The sequence below is a fragment of the Algibacter sp. L3A6 genome (genome assembly GCF_009796825.1).
Taxonomy (GTDB): Bacteria; Bacteroidota; Bacteroidia; order Flavobacteriales; family Flavobacteriaceae; genus Algibacter.
The window spans coordinates 1,621,945-1,640,562 of sequence record NZ_CP047030.1; the positions used below are offsets into that span (position 1 = coordinate 1,621,945).

Below are 18,618 nucleotides of genomic sequence, written 5' to 3' on the forward strand. Positions count from 1 at the left end.
TTCTATTAAAATGATTAATATTATAAGTTTAAAGGCACAAGAATGTAACGGCCAGTAAGGTCATTAAACCAAACGTCGTAATCGTCTTCTACAATTACAGGGATTGATTCGCCACCATCTGTAGCAACTCCAGAAAACCCTGTTGAACCACCCCAAGCAGATCCTGTGTTTGTTACAAACGTAAGGTCTCCAGGTGTTAAATGTAAAGCTGCAGCATACCATATATGTGTGTCTATAGCTAATGCTGTTAAAGCGGTAGTTGTGGTACTTGAGCCTTGAACTTCAATACTAGAAAAACTTGTTGCTCCTGTAGTGTTGTAAGGTGTTAAAGTGTATTTTTTAGTAGAAAAATCTATACTGAATTGATAGTAACCAGCCGTTTCTACTCCAAAACGTCCTGGGTCTCCAGATTGTGTTGTTGGGTTTCCGGCAATATCGCCAGATGTTGCTGGTATATCGTCACCTTCATTTGGAGTAACACCCCATTGTGGCTGCCATAAACCTCTGCTTTCTAAAATTTTAAATCGCCCTTCGTCAAATCCTCCAGGTGTTGTAAAATATCCTGTGTAATAGTAAAGGTTCTGGTTGGCAGCATCTCTAAATAATGGTGGGTTATTCGCGTTGTTATTCCATCCTGCAGATGTACCGTTTCCTACTAAATAGTAATCATCAAATACATAGTTATAATATGGGTATACATCAAATTGTACTGTATTTGATGCTATAGATTCACTGCTTTGTGAACCTAAAGATGCTACAACTCTAGTGTATAAAGTACCCCAAGTAAAAGGATCTAAACCCGCGCTACCTGCAGCGGCATTTATTTCACTAGTAGATAATGTTAGGTTGTTACGGCCTGTAACGGTAGATGCTGTAACTGGAGTTGTAAAAGCATCGTCGTTTGCGAATTGCACAGCATAATTAATAGCTGTTTGCTGTCCGTAATTAGATTCTATCCAGTTTAATGATAAAGCTGAGTTGTTTGTATTGTTCGCATCGAGTTCAATTTGGCTGAAGTTTAAGTCGGCTAAAATTGGTGACGATGGTTCTGAAACAGAATATATATCAGTGGTGTCTTCGCAAGAACTCAGGCATAGTAAAACTAAACCAATAATGCTAAACACTGAAATGTTTTTAAATTTTTTCATGGTCTTTATTTGTTTTTAATTTTAGTACCCTGTGTTTTGAGTCAGGTTAGGGTTTGCTGCAATACTTCCGGTTGGAATTGGGTATACATTAAAGTGTGATGGTAAAGAGATACCATTGCTTCCGTTACCTTTCCATGCCCAGTTGTAGTTTCCACCAGTAAATTTATTGTAACGAATTAAATCTTGTCTTCGGTGTGCTTCCCAGTGTAATTCACGAGCGCGTTCATCTAAAATAAAATCTAAAGTTAAACCTCCAGAAGAAATAGTATTTGGGTTGTGCGCTCTAGCTCTTAAAGCATTTACATAACCAACAGCATCGGTAATAGTACCGCCACCGCCTCTTAAATGTGCTTCGGCATACATTAAGTACACATCGGCCAATCTAAATAAAGGGAAATCGGTGTCAACAAAAGTTTGATCGGCACCAGCGCTTCCTGTTGAGGTTGCGTTTGAGTATTTTTCAATAATGTATCCCGTATCTTTATCAGAGATTTCAATAATATCAATTGGTCTATCTGCAGAGATAATAGTATTTCTATCATCGTCAGCAAAAGAAGCATCAAATAGATTAGCTAATTGTTTTCTAATTCTAAGTGCGCCAACCCAGCCTGGTTTACTAACACCAAGTTCTAGTCCGTTTTCTTCTAAACTTCCAACCTGACCATTAATCATAACCGTTGTTGGTCCGTAATTTTGCGTTGTTGTGCCATCTGAAACTATTGGGAAAATAATTTCGTTTACCGCAGAGTTTGTGTTGTTGTCTGCCATAAAATTGTGTAAATAATTAGGTGCTAATGTGTAACCACCGTCCATTATTTTTTCGCAATAGGTTAAACATTCAGTATAATGGTTTTCACCAATATATACTTCAGCATTTAAATACATTTTAGCCAAAACCATGTAAGCAACTGATTTATCGGCACGGCCATATTCGTTTTGTCTAGAAGCTATTAAATCGGTATCGATTGCTATTAATTCCGATTCAATAAAATCGAATAATTGACTTCTTTCATATACAGGAGGAAAGGAATTAAGCGCATCGTTTTCGGTAACAAAGTTTGCTTTTCCAAAAATATCCATCATGTAGTAATATGCCATGGCACGCATTAAGCGAGCTTCGGCTCTGTAGGCTACAATTTCAGTTCTTGTTGATGATGATACGTTTCTTGCATCTAGTTTCGCATCTGTAGTTTCTCTTAAAAAATTGTTTGCTAAAGCAATAGAAAGGTGTGCTCTACTAAACATACCCAATAAAAGAGGATTTTGAGCAGTCCATGTATTTCTTTGAATTTCTCTAGCTCCAGGATCATTCTCGTAAGACCAAATCATTTGATCTGCCGATAATGTTTGTACATATAAAAGTACACGTCCAAATTGGCTAGTTCCAGCATCAATGTTTTTAAGGTTTGAATTCCCTGCTCCGTCGGTTCCTGTAAGTGCTAAGTTGGCATAAATACCTGCTAACACTTGTTTATAAGCTGCTTCGTTAGTAAAAAGCTCTTCGCTTAATACCGTTTGATCGTCATTAGGAACAATATCTAAATCATCGGTACACGAGGTTAGTGTAGCGAATAAAAGTAGAGCGATCCCAATGGTATTTTGTATTTTAAATCTTGGTTTCATAGTTGTGTTTTTTAAAATTTAAAATTAGCTCCTGCCAAAATAGTTCTTGGCCTTGGGTATATATTATTGTCTATGCCTTGGTCTGTACCAACCGATACTTCTGGATCTAATCCGCTATAATTTGTAATAGTGAATACGTTTTGAATTCCGGCCCATAAACGAATACTTTTTAATTTTTTAGAAACATTTGGAAAAGTATAACCTAAAGTAATGTTATCCATTTTTAAGAATGAAGCGTCTTCTACATAAATATCAGAAATTATAACATCTGCGGTACGTTGAAAATTGTTGTCTAAAACCGATGTTGGTAGGTTACCTAAAACGGCATTATCCTGAAGTAACTGGTATTGTGCTTTCGATGAATTTACGTTGTTATAAACGTAGTTTCCTAAATTAGCTCTCATGTTGAAAGAGAAATCGAAATTTTTATAATTCACGTTAGATTGAAAACCTAAAATAGCATCTGCACCAGGGTTTTCTTTTAAGTAACGGTCATCTTCATTAATTACGTTATCACCATTCAAATCTACATAAGCGCCTTCAATTGGATTTCCAGATGTATCATAAAGTTGCTTGTAAACATTAAATGAATTAGGCGAAAATCCTTCGCTTAAAATTTGAATGTTGTTACCTGTACCACCAGAAATACCACCAGTTTTTACATCCTGACCTTGGGCAAGTTCTTTAATTTCTCTGTCTAAAAATGTTGCATTAAAGTTGAAGTCTATTGTAAAATCTTCTTGTTTAACAACATCAGCATTAACCGAGAATTCTATACCACGAGTTTGTAATTCGCCAATATTTTGGATAATGTTGTTTGAAAAGTTTGTACCATCGGCAACAGCTGCAGAGAATAGTAAATCGGTAGAGTTTTTTTGGAAGAAGTTTAACGAACCAGAAACGCGGTTGTCAAAAACGCCATAATCTATACCAAATTCTATAGTTGCTGTTTCTTCCCATTTAATATCTGGGTTTATTTCTGAGGCAATAAGTGATTGAATAACTTGGTTGCCAAATTGATACTGCGAATTAGCATCACCACCTCTATATCTATTTAAGAAAATGTCTTTTTCACTAATTGATTGCTGTCCTGTAATACCATATCCAGCTCTTAGTTTTAAATTAGAAATGGTTTTAGAATTTTTTAAGAAATCTTCATCACTAATATTCCAAGCTACGGCAGCAGCAGGGAAGTTTCCCCAACGGTTTTCTTCGCTAAAACGAGATGTTCCATCACGTCTGTACGTTAACGTTACTAGGTATTTTTCTGAAAATGTTAAGTTTGCTCTACCAAAATAACCAATTAAAACAACGTCTGGGTCGGCATAAGTGTTTGCAAAAGTTTGTGGGTCTCTTAAGTTGCCAGTATCGTTTCCGTTAAAGGTAAATTTTTGATAAGAGTAACCTGCCATTAATTCGGTACGGAAGTTTTCAAATTCTTTCTTATAGTTTAAATAACCATCTAATAATTTGTTGGTTCTGTTTTCAAAACGGCGCAACGTGTTCCCTTTTACAGGGTCGTTTGTTGGCATGTTGTAAGACGTCGATTGAATTTCTTTCGCTTTAGTTTCGTCGTAACCAATATTTATTACAGCTCTTAAGTCTGGTAAAAAATGGAATTTATAATCGAAATTTAAATTACCATAAACCCTATTAGAATCTCCTAAATTATTAGTTTGAAGTAATGATGCTACTGGGTTTGTAGTTCCGTTTAAAACCGTTGTACCATTACGGTGTTGGTAATAACCATCAAAAGGTGATGTGGCATCGTAAACCGGCTGTGTAGGATCGTAATATAATGCAGCGCCTATTTGACCAGAATCCGCAAAACGGTTATCTTCAAAACTCATATTTGCATTTAAATTAATTTTTAAATGATCTTTAAACATTGAAGGGTTTAAGGCTAAGCCTAAGTTTCTACGTTCAAATTCCGATGTCATTAAAGCTCCTTCTTGGTTGGTTAATCCAAAAGAGAAACGTGTTGGAATGGTTTGAAATAAAGAACCTTGCATAGAAATGTTGTGTTGAGATGATACGGTGTTTCTAAAAATTTCATCTTGCCAGTCTGTACTTGTTGCTCCCAATAAACTTTCGTCTAAAGTGGTTCCGTTAAGGGGTTGCGATGCAATAAGGTTTCTGTATTCATCTCCAGAAAACACATCGATACGGTTAGCGATTTCACCAAAACTGTATTGCGTATCATAGGTAGCGCTAAATGAAGATTTACCTTTTTTAGTTACAATAATAATTACACCGTTTGATGCTCTAGAACCATAAATTGCGGTTGCCGAAGCATCTTTCAATACAGAGAAAGAATCAATATCATTTGGGTTAATACTAGCTAAAACTCCACGAGATCCTTTCACACTATTGTTATCTATAGGTAAACCATCGATAATAATAAGTGGGTCGTTAGATCCGTTTATAGACGAGCCTCCACGAATTCTAATTTGAGAGCCAGAACCTGGAGCGCCACTTGTAGTAACACTTACACCCGATACACGGCCGCTTAATAAGTTTTCTGGAGTTACAATGTTTCCTCGTGTAAAGTCTTCCGAAGTTATTGCTTCTACTGAGCCTGTGGCATCTTTTTTGGTTGTAGAGCCGTACCCAATAACGACTATTTCGTTAAGTAGTGCAGCATCTTCATTCAGTTGAATATTTAATGTGGCTTGTCCCGAATAGGTTATTTCTTGTGATTGGAAGCCTACGTAAGTAATAACAAAGATGTCGCCGTTTTTGGCTTCAAGTTGAAAATTACCGTCAAAATCTGTTGCTGTTCCTGTTGCAGTGCCTTTAATTACGACATTTACCCCGGGAAGCGGAATAGAAGTTGCTTTTTCTGTTACTGTCCCTTTTACTCTATTTTGCGCGAATATTAATGTAGGTGCAAATAGCAAAAAGAACAACAATCTTTTAATAGTTGTCTTCATACAAATTAGTTTAAATAATGTCTAGTTAGTTGTTTATATTTTCACTTCTCGTGTTAAAATTATGTAAAAGAAATTGTTAAACAGTGGTTTTTAGTTACGAAATTCTTAACGAAAACGTTTTCGTGTTGATAAGTTTGTATTATAATGGTCTTAAATTATGAATTTCGCATATTGTTTCACTATTAAATAGTGCAATAACTTTGTGGTGTTAAGTATATTTTTTGTTAATTTACTTCAATGAAAAGAAAAATAACCCTTAAGCAAATTGCCCGCGAATTAGAGGTCTCCATATCTACGGTGTCCAAAGCTTTAAGCGGAAGCAAAGAGATTAGTGAAGATACCACGCAAAAAATACAAGCATTTGCTAAACTTTATAACTACCGGCCCAACAATATTGCGCTGAGTTTAAAAAATAGAAAAACAAAAACTATAGGGATTTTAATACCTGAAATTGTACATCATTTTTTCTCAACCGTTATTTTTGGTATTGAGCGTGTGGCCAATAAACGTGGTTATAATGTAATTGTAGGGTTGTCTAACGAGTCGTTTACCAAAGAAATTATAAACATGGAAATGCTTGCCAATGGTAGTATTGATGGGTTTATTCTTTCTATTTCTAAAGAAACATTACTTAAACAAGATTATCATCATTTCCATGCTACCATTAACCAAGGCATGCCCATTGTTATGTTCGATAGAGTGGTAAGTGAGGTGGATTGTGATAAGGTTATTGTTGATGATTTTAACGGTGCAGTAAAAGCGGTAAACATGCTTATTAATAAAGGTTGCGAGAATATAGCGCTTTTAACAACCATGGATTATGTAAGTGTTGGTCGACTTAGAACACAAGGATATTTAGAGGCTTTGGAGCGTAATAATATTGAGCCGAATTCCGATTTAATTTTAAAAATTAACGATAGTTTGAATTCTGCAGATCATCTGGAGTTTTTAGAGAATGAAATTAATAAGTTTTTCGAATTAAACCCTAATATTGATGGTGTTTTTGCGGTAAACGAACTGTATGCTATTACAGCCATGAAGGTGGCAAAAAAAATAGGATTGAAAATCCCGGAAGATATTCAGGTTATTGGTTTTACCGATGGAGTACTTTCTAAACATGCCACACCAACCTTAACAACAGTGAGCCAACATGGACAAAGAATAGGGGAGCAAGCTGCTAATTTACTTATAGATAGGTTAGAATCTGAAGATGTAGAACCAGACTCATTTATTGTAAATAGTAACCCGAAATCGGACTTTATAAAACTGGTAATTGAGACCGAAATAATTGAAAGAGAATCTACTAAATAATTTTTTTTCTTTGAAAATTTAAAATCTTTCATATCTTTACACCGAAATCAAAACTTATATTTTCACTTCTCACTTAAGTTTTGATAAGTTATATCGATCATCATTTTTTACTGAAACCGGTATAAAACCGCTTATCAAATAGTATTAACTTTAATATACTATTTAATGGAAAAGCGTAAATTAAGTTTCTGGCAAATTTGGAACATGAGTTTCGGGTTTCTAGGAATACAATTCGGATTTGCACTTCAAGGGGGCTTTATGTCTCGAATTTTTCAAACGCTAGGCGCTAGTCATGACGACATTCCGTTGTTATGGATTGCTGCACCTTTAACAGGCTTACTTGTACAACCAATTATTGGTTATATGAGTGACAGAACGTGGCATTCAAAATTAGGCCGCCGACGCCCTTACTTTTTAGTAGGTGCTGTGTTAAGTTCTGTAGCTTTGTTTTTTGTGCCACATTCTTCTGCACTATGGATGGCTGCCGGATTTTTATGGATTTTAGATGCTTCTATTAATATTTCAATGGAGCCTTTTCGTGCTTTAGTAGCCGATAAATTACCAGAATCTCAACGATCTTATGGCTTTGTAGTACAAACGCTTGTTATAGGTATTGGTACTTGGGTAGCTAGTAATTTACCTTGGATGGTTTCTCAGTTGGGAGTTTCCGATGCTGCGCCACAAGGTGTTGTGCCTATGTCTGTGAAAGTTGCTTTTGCTATTGGAGCTTTAATCTTTTTGTTGAGTGTTTTGTATACCATTTTTACAACTTCGGAATATCCACCTGAAGACATGGAGGCCTTTGAAAAGGAAAAGCAAAAGAAAAATCAGTTTATTCCAGACATTGTAAACAATATTGGTAACATGCCATTAACAATGAAGAAATTGGGTGTTATCCAGTTCTTTTCATGGTTTGCGTTTTTTACTATGTGGAGTATGGCAAACCCAGCATTAACCGAGCATATTTTTAATGCACCCGCACCAATTGAAGCAAGTTATGATATGGGTGTGCTTGTGCAAAAAGAAGCATTCGATCTTGCTAATACTATGTTTCAAAAAGCATCTAACTTAGTAGGTTCCGCCATGGGTATTTACGGATTAACCTCTATGGTTTTTGCTTTGCTTTTAACGTTTTACACATCAAAAAGAAATATTAATCGAAAGTACGTTCACATGGGGTCTCTTATCTTGGGAGGTCTTGGATTTATTGGGATGTATTATATATCGAGTCCTGAAAATTTAAAGTATTGTTTTGCTTTAGTGGGTATTGCTTGGGGTAGTATTTTATCTATGCCTTATGCTATGCTGTCGAGTTCGGTAGACCCAAAAAAAATGGGTGTGTTCATGGGGATTTTCAATATGTTTATTGTTATCCCACAAATAATTGCAGCTCTTGGAGGTATCAATTATGTGTCGAGTTTAATTGGTGATCAAGCCATAAATGCCATGCTTGTGGCGGGAGGAAGTTTAATAATTGCAGGCTTATGTAATTTTCTAATTACAAACAAATCGGCCATTTCATATCAATCTTAAATATAAAAATGAATACAGTAGGAGTAATATTCGATTTAGACGGTGTTATTGTAGATACCGCGAAATATCACTATTTAGCATGGAAAAGCCTTGCCGATAGTTTGGGTTTTGAGTTTACAGAAGCAAATAATGAACTGCTAAAAGGTGTAAGCCGCGTGCGTTCTTTAGAAATTTTATTAGGACTAGGAAACGTTACGCTTTCCGAAGAAAAAAAACAAGAAGTTCTATTAAGTAAGAATGAGCATTATCTCAAGTATATCCATAAAATGGGTGCTGATGAAATTCTACCAGGTGCCGAAAAATTATTGGATAGTTTGGATGAGCTAGGTGTAAAATATGTGCTGGGTTCTGCAAGTAAAAATGCACCATTAATTTTAAAACAAGTTGGCTTGTTTGATCGCTTTAAAGGTATTGTAGACGGGAATAGTGTTTCTAAAGCCAAGCCAGATCCCGAAGTATTTTTAATTGGAGCCGAAAAACTAAACCTAAAGCCGGAGCAATGTATTGTTTTTGAAGATGCCATTGCAGGAGTAGAGGCTGCAAATAGAGCCCATATGGTTTCTGTTGGTATTGGTGATAAAGACACGTTAAGTGAAGCAGATTATAACTTTAATGATCTTACGGAAATCCCTGCGGATTTTATTGAAAGTATAAGAAATAAGTAGTAAAATATAATTTAGAAAGAAGACAAAACAGAAAGGTGAGACATAGCAGTTAAGCCTTTCTCTCAAAATATAAAAACAGATGAATCAAGATTATATAAAACCAGATAATTGGTCCGTTATAGAAGAGGGTTTCAATGCCGACTGCGTAAAATCTTCAGAAAGTTTATTGAGCATTGGTAACGGTGCTATGGGGCAGCGTGCTAATTTTGAAGAACAATATTCAGGACCAACGTTTCAGGGTAGTTATATTGCTGGCGTTTATTATCCAGATAAAACACGTGTGGGTTGGTGGAAAAATGGATATCCCGAATATTTTGCAAAAGTATTAAATGCACCAAACTGGATTGGTATTAATGTTTCTGTAAATGGTGAACAATTAGATTTGCATACTTGTAAAGCTGTAGAAAACTTTAGGAGAGAGCTTAACATGAAAGCCGGTTGGTTGTCGCGTAGTTTTACAGCAACACTTCAAAATAGCGTAGTGATTGAGGTGGAAGCCAAACGTTTTTTAAGTTTAGAACTAGACGAAGTTGGAGCTATTGAATATAGTGTGAAACCAATAAGTACTGATACGGAAGTGGTATTTCAACCTTATTTAGATTCTGGAATTACTAACGAAGATACCAATTGGGATGATAAATTTTGGGATACTTTAAAGGTTTGTAATGAAAACAATCAGGCTTTTATCGAGGCTAAAACCATGAAAACCGAATTTCATACCTGTACTTTTATGGAATCGGAGGTTTTTGTTAATGGAACTACTGTTGCTATAAAACCAATAATTGAAAGTGATTCTAATAGTATTTCTTTTAGTTATTCTAATCAAGTTAAACAAGGCGAAACCTATACTATCAATAAGTTTGGTGGTTATGTTGTAGATACTAATCACGATAAAAATGAACTTATTTCTGCTGCAAAAAGCGTATTGAATTTAGCAACAGAAAAAGGGTTTGATGTTTTGTTAGAAGAACAAAAACAAGCATGGGAGCGTATTTGGAGCATGTCTGATATTTCAATTTCTGGAGATGTAAAAGCACAGCAAGGTATTCGTTTTAATATTTTTCAACTAAATCAAACTTACTTAGGTAAAGATTCTCGATTAAATATTGGTCCAAAAGGTTTTACCGGCGAAAAATATGGTGGAAGTACGTATTGGGATACCGAGGCGTATTGCATTCCGTTTTATATGGCTACCAAAGACCAAAATGTTGCAAGAAGCTTGTTGGAATACCGTTATAATCATTTAGAAAAAGCGATTGAAAATGCCGAAAAATTAGGTTTTACAAATGGAGCCGCTTTATACCCAATGGTAACCATGAATGGTGAAGAATGCCATAACGAATGGGAAATTACTTTTGAAGAAATACATAGAAATGGTGCTATAGCATTTGCTATTTTCAACTACTATCGTTACACGGGTGATTATAGTTATATCCCGGAAAAAGGTTTAGAAGTTTTAATTGGAATTGCTCGTTTTTGGCAGCAACGCGCTACGTTTTCTTCAGCTAAAAACAAATATGTTATTTTAGGAGTAACAGGTCCGAATGAGTACGAAAACAATGTAAATAATAACTTTTACACCAATTATTTAGCACAATGGTGTATTAATTATGCTTTAGAAAATATCTCAAAAATTGAAAGTGAATACCCTTCAGATTTTGCTAGAGTAATGAATAAAGTAAAACTAGAAGAAGCGGAATTAAACAAATGGAAAGCGGTTGCTGAAAATATGTATTTTCCTTTTTCAGAAGAAAAACAAATATACTTACAACAAGATGGTTTTCTAGATAAAGAATTAATCACTGTAGATCATTTAGAGAAAGCACAACGACCAATAAATCAAAAATGGAGTTGGGATCGTATTCTGCGTTCACCTTACATTAAGCAAGCTGATACCTTACAAGGTTTTTACTTTTTTGAAGATCAGTTTTCTAACGAAGAGTTGGAGCGTCATTTCGATTTTTACGAGCCTTTTACAGTTCACGAAAGTTCATTATCACCTTGTGTACACAGTATTCAAGCCGCAAAGTTAGATCGTATGGAGCAGGCGTACACGTTTTATTTAAGAACGTCTCGTTTGGATTTAGATGATTATAATAATGAAGTTCACGAAGGTTTACATATTACATCTATGGCGGGTACATGGATGAGTATTGTTGAAGGTTTTGGTGGTATGCGTGTTAAGGATGATATGCTTTCTTTCACTCCAAAAATCCCTAAGGAATGGGATGAATATTCATTCAAAGTGAATTTTAGAAATCATATTTTAAAAGTGAACGTAAATCAATCGGGAGCTAAATTCGAATTAGAAGGCGATTCAGATTTACAAATTTTAGTCAATAATTCACCGGTAACCATTTCTAGAAATAGTTTGTTAACCGTTTAATTGAATAAAGAAATTATGAAGTTATTTATATTTATATGTGCTGTTTTGTTTTCAGTAATAGACGGGAATTCTCAAGAATTTAAATCGCCTAATGGAAATTTAGTGATGCAGTTTTCTTTAGGTTTAAATGGTGAGCCAACTTATAAATTGGCATACAAAAATAAAGCAGTAATAAAGCCAAGCCACTTAGGATTGGAGTTGAAAAATGATAACAAATCGTTATTAAATAGCTTCGAAATTTCGAATACAGAAACAGTAACTTTCGACGAGACTTGGCAGCCTGTTTGGGGAGAAACCAAAGATATTCGCAATCATTATAATGAATTGGCGGTAGAGTTAACTCAAAGAGAAACGGAGCGTAAAATAATTATTCGTTTTAGGTTGTTTAATGATGGTTTAGGCTTTCGTTACGAGTTTCCTTCGCAAGAAAACCTGGTTTATTTTGTAATAAAAGAGGAGCGTACTCAATTTGCTATGGCTGGCGATCATAAAGCCTTTTGGATTCCTGGAGATTACGATTCTCAAGAATACGATTTTACGGAATCTAAATTATCAGAAATTAGAGGCTTGTTTGATACGGCTTTAACCGATAATGCCTCGCAAGAGCAGTATTCTAAAACAGGAGTACAAACGTCTTTAATGATGAAAACAGCCGATGGGTTGTATATTAATTTACATGAAGCTGCACTTGTTAATTATTCTTGTATGAATCTTAATTTAGATGATGAAAACATGATTTTCGAGTCTTGGTTAACACCCGATGCTAATGGTGATAAAGGTTATATGCAGGCGCCATGTACTTCTCCTTGGAGAACCGTTATGGTAAGCGATGATGCTCGAGACATATTAGCGTCCAACATAACATTAAACTTAAATGAACCTTGCGTTATTGAAGATACATCTTGGATTAAGCCAGTAAAATATATTGGCGTTTGGTGGGAAATGATTACCGGAAAAAGTTCTTGGCAGTACACCGATGAATTACCAAGTGTAGAGCTCGGAATTACAGATTATACTCAGGTTAAACCAAATAAAACGCATGCAGCAAACAATACCAAAGTAAAACGATATATAGATTTTGCTTCGGAACATGGTTTTGATGGTGTTTTAGTTGAAGGTTGGAATGAAGGTTGGGAAGATTGGTTTGGGAAATCGAAAGATTATGTCTTCGATTTTGTAACACCATATCCGGATTTTGATTTAGAGGCTATACATAGTTATGCGAAATCTAAAGGGGTTAAAATGATAATGCATCATGAAACCTCTGGCTCGGCACGAAATTACGAACGTCATCTTGATCAGGCTTACCAATTTATGAAAGATCATGGTTACGATGCCGTTAAAAGTGGTTATGTTGGTGATATGTTACCAAGAGGAGAACACCATTACGGACAATGGACGGTAAATCATTTTCAATATTGTGTAGAAAAAGCTGCAGATTATGAAATTATGGTTAACGCTCATGAAGCCGTAAGACCAACCGGAATTAGTAGAACTTATCCTAATTTAATAGGAAACGAGTCTGCACGTGGAACCGAGTTTCAGGCCTTTGGAGGCTCTAAACCAAACCACGTTACAGTTTTACCGTTTACACGTTTAATAGGTGGCCCTATGGATTATACACCGGGTATTTTTGAAATGGATATCAGTAAGCTTAACCCGGATAATAATTCGCATGTAAACAGTACTATTGCTAATCAATTGGCACTTTATGTAACTATGTATTCGCCGTTGCAAATGGCGGCAGATTTACCGGAACATTACGAGCAATTTATGGATGCTTTCCAGTTTATAAAAGATGTTGCTTTAGATTGGGATGAAAGCACGTATTTAGAAGCAGAGCCGGGTTATTATGTTACTATTGCTCGAAAAGAAAAAGGAGCAAACAATTGGTTTGTTGGTAATGTAAATGGTAACGAATCTAGAGTTTCAACCATTAAATTCGATTTCTTAGAAAAAGGAAAAAAGTATAAAGCTACTATTTATGCCGATGCTAAAGACGCGCACTACAAAACCAATCCACAGGCATATAAAATAACTACAAAAACAGTAACAAGTAAGTCTAAATTATCACAGTTCTCAGCTTCTGGTGGTGGTTACGCTATTAGTATTATGGAAATTAAATAGTTTGAAAATACATGTTATTATGAATTATGTAAATATTAATAAATGGCATTCTACATTTTTAGTGGTTTCTTTTTTTGTTTTAAATACATCGTGTAAACAAAATAGTGATGCTTCTGTTTTAGAAGTAAATGCGGTATCTAATATTGAAATTAAAAATGAAGTTGAACGGGTTGAACCAATGCATTGGTGGGTAGGTTTTAAAAATACCGAGTTGCAATTGTTGGTTAAACATCCAAATATTTCAGCTGCTACTCCAAAAATATCATATAAAGGTGTTTCAATTAAAAAAGTAAATAAAGCCGATAGTCCAAACTATCTTTTTATCGATTTAGATATTTCAAAAGAAACCAAAGCAGGGCAATTTAATATTGTTTTTAAGTTTAAAGACGGGAATGAATTAACTCAAACTTATCAATTAAAAACTCGTGAAACTCCAGCTGAAGATTTTGTTGGTTTTGAGAGTAGTGATGCGGTTTATTTAATAACGCCAGATCGCTTTGCAAATGGTGATACAAGCAATGATATTGATGAAACGCTAAACGAGAAAACAATTAACAGAGATGATAATTATGCGCGCCACGGTGGCGATATAAAAGGCATAACGCAGCGTTTAGATTACATAAGCGATATGGGTTTTACGGCAATTTGGCCTTGTCCGTTACTTACTAATAATATGGCAAACTCGTCGTATCACGGTTATGCAATGACCGATTTTTATCAAATAGATCCACGATTTGGGACCTTAGACGATTATCGAGAATTGGCTGATAAAAGTAAGGAACGAGGTATAAAATTAATAATGGATCAAGTTGCTAATCACTGCGGAAGCGAACATTGGTGGATGAAAGATTTACCTTTTAAAGATTGGCTTAACTATCAAGAAAATTTTGAAAATGAAGGAGAATTAAAAACATCCAATCATAGGCGTACTAGTAACCAAGATATCTACGCTTCTAAAATTGATAAAGAAGAAATGACGAATGGTTGGTTTGTATCCGCTATGCCAGATCTTAATCAGCGTAATCCATTTATGGCAAAATACATTATTCAAAATAGTATTTGGTGGGTAGAAACAGTTGGTTTGGGTGGTATTCGTCAAGATACTTATCCTTATCCAGACAAAGCGTTTATGAGTGAGTGGGCTGGAAGTATTATGACGGAATATCCTAATTTTTCAATAGTTGGCGAAGAGTGGAGTACAAACCCATTACTTATTGGTTATTGGCAAGATGGTGCTAATAATCGTGATGGATACGATTCTAATTTAAAATCACCAATGGATTTTGCTATGCAGGATGCTATTGTGAAGGCTTTAAATGAAGAAGAAACCTGGGATCAAGGTTTAGTAAAAATGTATGAAGGTTTAGCGAACGATTTTTATTACGCGTCACCTAAAAATTTAATGGTGTTTCCGGATAATCATGATATGAGCCGCATTTTTACACAGCTTAAAGGCGATAATCCAAACACAAAAATAGCACTGAGTTATATTTTAGTCATGCCTAGAATTCCGCAAATTTATTACGGTACCGAGATTTTAATGAATGATTTCCAAAAGCCTGGCGATCATGGGTTAATCCGTACCGATTTTCCAGGTGGTTGGAAAAACGATGCCGTGAATGCATTTACTGGGACAGGTTTAAGTGACGCACAAAGAGATATGCAATTGTATTTAAAAAAGTTGCTTAATTTCAGAAAGAGCAGCAGAGCAATACATAATGGAGAAACACTGCATTTCGCGCCTTTTAAAGGAACTTATGTTTTGTTTAGAACGCTTAATGATGAGGTTGTTGTGCATATTATAAATAAAAACAACACACCAATAACATTAGATTTAGCTCGCTATGCAGAAGTGGGCTTAAAAGGTAAAACCTTAAAAAATATTATCACTAACGAAACATTTGTTTGGAAAGATAGTATAATTTTAAAAGAAAAAGGAAGTCTTGTTTATACCACAAAATTATAATTTAAAAAGCATTTAAAATGAAGTTTAGCATTATTGTAATTTCGGTTTTACTATTTGTTTCCTGTAAAGAAATGGCAAAATCCGATGGTTTTGTTAAAGAAGAACTAATTACCAATCCCATGATTAGAACCTTAGAAAACACACAGTTAGCTGGTGGCGCATTGCTTAGAATGGATAGTTTGGCTTCAAAATATATTACACCACGACCTGTAGATGTTTGGTTACCCGAAAACTATTCAGAAGATAAAAAATACGCTGTACTTTACATGCACGATGGTCAAAATTTATTCGATTCTACAACCACATGGAACCAACAAGAATGGAAAGTAGACGAGTGGGGGTTAAAATTAGTAGAGGAAGATATTATCAAAGATTTTATAGTTGTTGGGATTCATAATATTCCAGAAATTCGTTGGCAAGATTTGTTTCCTGAAAAAGCAATCAATTATTTATCAGAAGCAGATAAGAAAGCGATAATAAGTGAGGCTAAATCTCGACATTTTAGTTTGAAATTTAAAGGTGACAATTATTTAAAATTTTTAGTTGAAGAACTAAAACCATTAATAGATTCTCAATTTTCAGTATATACAAACCAAGAGAATACAGTAGTTTCAGGCTCGAGTATGGGAGGTCTTATGAGTATTTATGCGTTGTGTGAGTATCCTAGTGTTTTTGGTGGAGCAGCTTGTTTGTCTACCCATTGGGAAGGTGCTCAGCCAAAAGAAAACAATCCTATAGCTCTGGCTATTCTAGATTATATGGAAGCTAATTTGCCTAATCCGGAATCTCACCGAATATATTTAGATTATGGAACAGAGACATTAGATGCCTATTACCCTAAGTTTACACCCGAAATAAATAGAATTTTGAAAGCCCGTGGTTATACTAGTGATAATTCGGCGAATTTAGAGTTTAAAGGAGCTGATCACTCAGAGAACTCATGGAATAAACGTTTAGATATTCCGTTAACTTTTTTATTGAAAAAATAACAGTAGAAAGACTTGCTTAATAGTCCATTTTATTCAAAAAAAACATTGAAATGAAAGCTATAAAACACATCATATTTGTATTTTTATTACTCGTAATGAGTTGTAAAAATGAAGAAAAAATGGATGGTGAGACCATGGAGCCACAGGGTGTTGTAACGAGTGGAAAACAAGTGGTTTATCAAGTGTTTACGCGTTTGTTTGGTAATACAAACACCAATAATAAACCTTGGGGAACTATTGAAGAAAATGGAGTTGGTAAGTTTAATGATTTTACTGATAAAGCTTTATCTGAAATTAAAAAGTTAGGTGTTACTCACATTTGGTATACAGGTGTGCCACATCATGATGTAATTACCGATTATACGGCATATGGTATTAATAACGACGATCCCGATGTTGTAAAAGGAAGAGCCGGTTCGCCATACGCTGTTAAGGATTATTATAATGTTAATCCGGATTTAGCTGTAAATGTAGAAAATAGATTAGAGGAATTTCAAGCTTTAATTAAGCGCGCGCACGCTGCAGGTTTAAAGGTGATTATCGATATTGTGCCTAACCATGTCGCTAGAAATTATAAAAGCATTTCTAAGCCAGAAGGTGTGCAAGATTTTGGGGAAACCGATAATAAAACAGTAGTTTACGATGTAAATAATAATTTTTATTATAACCCAAAGGAAAACTTTGAAGTACCTAATTGGGAACATCATTATGTGCCTTTAGGTGGCCGCAGTACGGAATTGGTAGATGGTGTGTTTTTAGAGTTTCCTGCAAAATGGACCGGTAACGGAACGAGTGCATCCAGACCAAATATGAATGATTGGTACGAGACCGTAAAAGTTAATTATGGTATTTCGCCAGAAGGTGTAAAAGGTTTTGATGAATTGCCTAATGGTTTCGAGAATGAAACATACAAAAAACACTTTGAGTTTTGGCAAGATAAAACGGTGCCAAACTCGTGGGTGAAATTTAGAGATATTGCCTTGTATTGGTTAGGTTTCGGAGTCGATGGATTCCGTTATGATATGGCCGAAATGGTACCTGTGGAATTTTGGAGTTTTATGAATTCGTCTATAAAAATGAAAAATCCTGAGGCGTTTTTATTGGCTGAGGTTTATAACCCGAGTTTATATCGCGATTATATTAAAAAGGGAAAAATGGATTATCTGTATGATAAAGTACAGTTCTATGATACCTTAAAACATGTAGTACAGGGTTATGGCAAAACAGATCATATTCCGCCAATTTTGGATAATTTGGCAGATATTGAGCATCATATGCTTCACTTTTTAGAAAATCATGATGAGCAACGTTTGGCGAGTCCGGATTTTGCTGGTAATGCTGAAAAGGGACGACCTGCTATGGTTGTTTCGGCAACATCAACAACAGCACCAACTATGATTTATTTTGGGCAGGAAGTTGGTGAAGATGCTTCTGAAAATCCTGGTTTTGGGAATCCTACGCGAACATCTATTTTTGATTATGTTGGTGTACCTGCACATCAACGTTGGGTAAATAATAAGCAATTTGATGGCGGACAGTTAACAGATTCCGAAAGGGAATTAAGAGATTTTTATAAACGTCTTTTAAATTTTACTATACATAGCTCTGCATTAATGGGTGATTATGGCGATATTCATCAATATAACCGTGAGCATACCGAAAACTATACCGATAAAGTCTTCTCTTTTGTGCGTTGGAGTACTTCTGAAAAGCTTATTGTGATTTCAAACTTCGATGCTGAAAATAGTTTTGAAGTTCAATTAAAAATTCCGGAGAATATACTGAAGCTTTTGGATTTAGAAGACGGAACATATCCGGTAAAGGATCAGTTGTACAATAAGTTTTTATCAAAATTAATAATTGAAAACAGAACCGGTTCTATCGAAATTAAATTAAAACCGCTAGAGTCTTTCATATTAAAAATGGAATAAATATCA

The 18,618-nt window shown here is 35.0% G+C and carries 11 protein-coding genes; 8 read left to right on the top strand and 3 right to left on the bottom strand.

Features of this window, described 5'->3' with window-relative positions; genetic code table 11:
• Window positions 1-20: 20 nt before the first annotated feature.
• The 3 genes from GQR98_RS06810 to GQR98_RS06820 are packed head-to-tail and all read right to left on the bottom strand — an operon-like array spanning window position 21 to window position 5,704.
• The gene (locus tag GQR98_RS06810; RefSeq protein ID WP_159018856.1) at window positions 21-1,148 is read right to left on the bottom strand and encodes a SusE domain-containing protein; all 1,128 of its coding nucleotides are present in this window, start codon (window positions 1,146-1,148) and stop codon (window positions 21-23) included.
• A gap of 21 nt (window positions 1,149-1,169) precedes the next feature.
• Complete coding sequence (locus tag GQR98_RS06815) at window positions 1,170-2,771, bottom strand: RagB/SusD family nutrient uptake outer membrane protein (RefSeq protein ID WP_159018857.1); 1,602 nt, start codon at window positions 2,769-2,771, stop codon at window positions 1,170-1,172.
• A gap of 11 nt (window positions 2,772-2,782) precedes the next feature.
• Window positions 2,783-5,704: a SusC/RagA family TonB-linked outer membrane protein gene (locus GQR98_RS06820; protein WP_159018858.1), complete on the bottom strand. Its 2,922-nt coding sequence runs from the start codon at window positions 5,702-5,704 to the stop codon at window positions 2,783-2,785.
• Between the two features lie 237 nt (window positions 5,705-5,941).
• Between GQR98_RS06820 and GQR98_RS06825 the strand changes: the two genes are divergently transcribed.
• The 8 genes from GQR98_RS06825 (at window position 5,942) to GQR98_RS06860 (ending at window position 18,612) form a co-directional block, all read left to right on the top strand.
• Window positions 5,942-7,015 (top strand): LacI family DNA-binding transcriptional regulator, encoded by a 1,074-nt coding sequence (locus GQR98_RS06825; protein WP_042499472.1) that lies wholly within the window; start codon window positions 5,942-5,944, stop codon window positions 7,013-7,015.
• 165 nt (window positions 7,016-7,180) lie between these two features.
• Window positions 7,181-8,548, top strand: a complete 1,368-nt coding sequence (locus tag GQR98_RS06830; protein WP_159018859.1) for an MFS transporter — start codon at window positions 7,181-7,183, stop codon at window positions 8,546-8,548.
• Window positions 8,549-8,556: 8 nt separating this feature from the next.
• Window positions 8,557-9,213: a beta-phosphoglucomutase gene (gene pgmB / locus GQR98_RS06835; RefSeq protein WP_159018860.1), complete on the top strand. Its 657-nt coding sequence runs from the start codon at window positions 8,557-8,559 to the stop codon at window positions 9,211-9,213.
• Window positions 9,214-9,292: 79 nt separating this feature from the next.
• Window positions 9,293-11,599, top strand: coding sequence for a glycoside hydrolase family 65 protein (locus GQR98_RS06840; RefSeq protein WP_159018861.1), 2,307 nt, complete (start codon window positions 9,293-9,295; stop codon window positions 11,597-11,599).
• Between the two features lie 15 nt (window positions 11,600-11,614).
• Window positions 11,615-13,726: a glycoside hydrolase family 97 protein gene (locus GQR98_RS06845; protein ID WP_159018862.1), complete on the top strand. Its 2,112-nt coding sequence runs from the start codon at window positions 11,615-11,617 to the stop codon at window positions 13,724-13,726.
• Between the two features lie 19 nt (window positions 13,727-13,745).
• Window positions 13,746-15,692 (top strand): glycoside hydrolase family 13 protein, encoded by a 1,947-nt coding sequence (locus tag GQR98_RS06850; RefSeq protein WP_159018863.1) that lies wholly within the window; start codon window positions 13,746-13,748, stop codon window positions 15,690-15,692.
• 17 nt (window positions 15,693-15,709) lie between these two features.
• Window positions 15,710-16,681, top strand: coding sequence for an alpha/beta hydrolase (locus GQR98_RS06855; RefSeq protein ID WP_159018864.1), 972 nt, complete (start codon window positions 15,710-15,712; stop codon window positions 16,679-16,681).
• Between the two features lie 50 nt (window positions 16,682-16,731).
• Window positions 16,732-18,612 carry an alpha-amylase family glycosyl hydrolase gene (locus tag GQR98_RS06860; protein WP_159018865.1) on the top strand — a complete coding sequence of 627 codons (1,881 nt, stop codon included), beginning with the start codon at window positions 16,732-16,734 and terminating at the stop codon, window positions 18,610-18,612.
• Window positions 18,613-18,618: the final 6 nt, after the last annotated feature.

Coding starts and splice junctions, on each gene's coding strand:
- GQR98_RS06810 (WP_159018856.1), bottom strand. CDS start 1,148: ATGAAAAAATTTAAAAACATTTCAGTGTTTAGCATTATTGGTTTAGTT.
- GQR98_RS06815 (WP_159018857.1), bottom strand. CDS start 2,771: ATGAAACCAAGATTTAAAATACAAAATACCATTGGGATCGCTCTACTT.
- GQR98_RS06820 (WP_159018858.1), bottom strand. CDS start 5,704: ATGAAGACAACTATTAAAAGATTGTTGTTCTTTTTGCTATTTGCACCT.
- GQR98_RS06825 (WP_042499472.1), top strand. CDS start 5,942: ATGAAAAGAAAAATAACCCTTAAGCAAATTGCCCGCGAATTAGAGGTC.
- GQR98_RS06830 (WP_159018859.1), top strand. CDS start 7,181: ATGGAAAAGCGTAAATTAAGTTTCTGGCAAATTTGGAACATGAGTTTC.
- pgmB (WP_159018860.1), top strand. CDS start 8,557: ATGAATACAGTAGGAGTAATATTCGATTTAGACGGTGTTATTGTAGAT.
- GQR98_RS06840 (WP_159018861.1), top strand. CDS start 9,293: ATGAATCAAGATTATATAAAACCAGATAATTGGTCCGTTATAGAAGAG.
- GQR98_RS06845 (WP_159018862.1), top strand. CDS start 11,615: ATGAAGTTATTTATATTTATATGTGCTGTTTTGTTTTCAGTAATAGAC.
- GQR98_RS06850 (WP_159018863.1), top strand. CDS start 13,746: ATGAATTATGTAAATATTAATAAATGGCATTCTACATTTTTAGTGGTT.
- GQR98_RS06855 (WP_159018864.1), top strand. CDS start 15,710: ATGAAGTTTAGCATTATTGTAATTTCGGTTTTACTATTTGTTTCCTGT.
- GQR98_RS06860 (WP_159018865.1), top strand. CDS start 16,732: ATGAAAGCTATAAAACACATCATATTTGTATTTTTATTACTCGTAATG.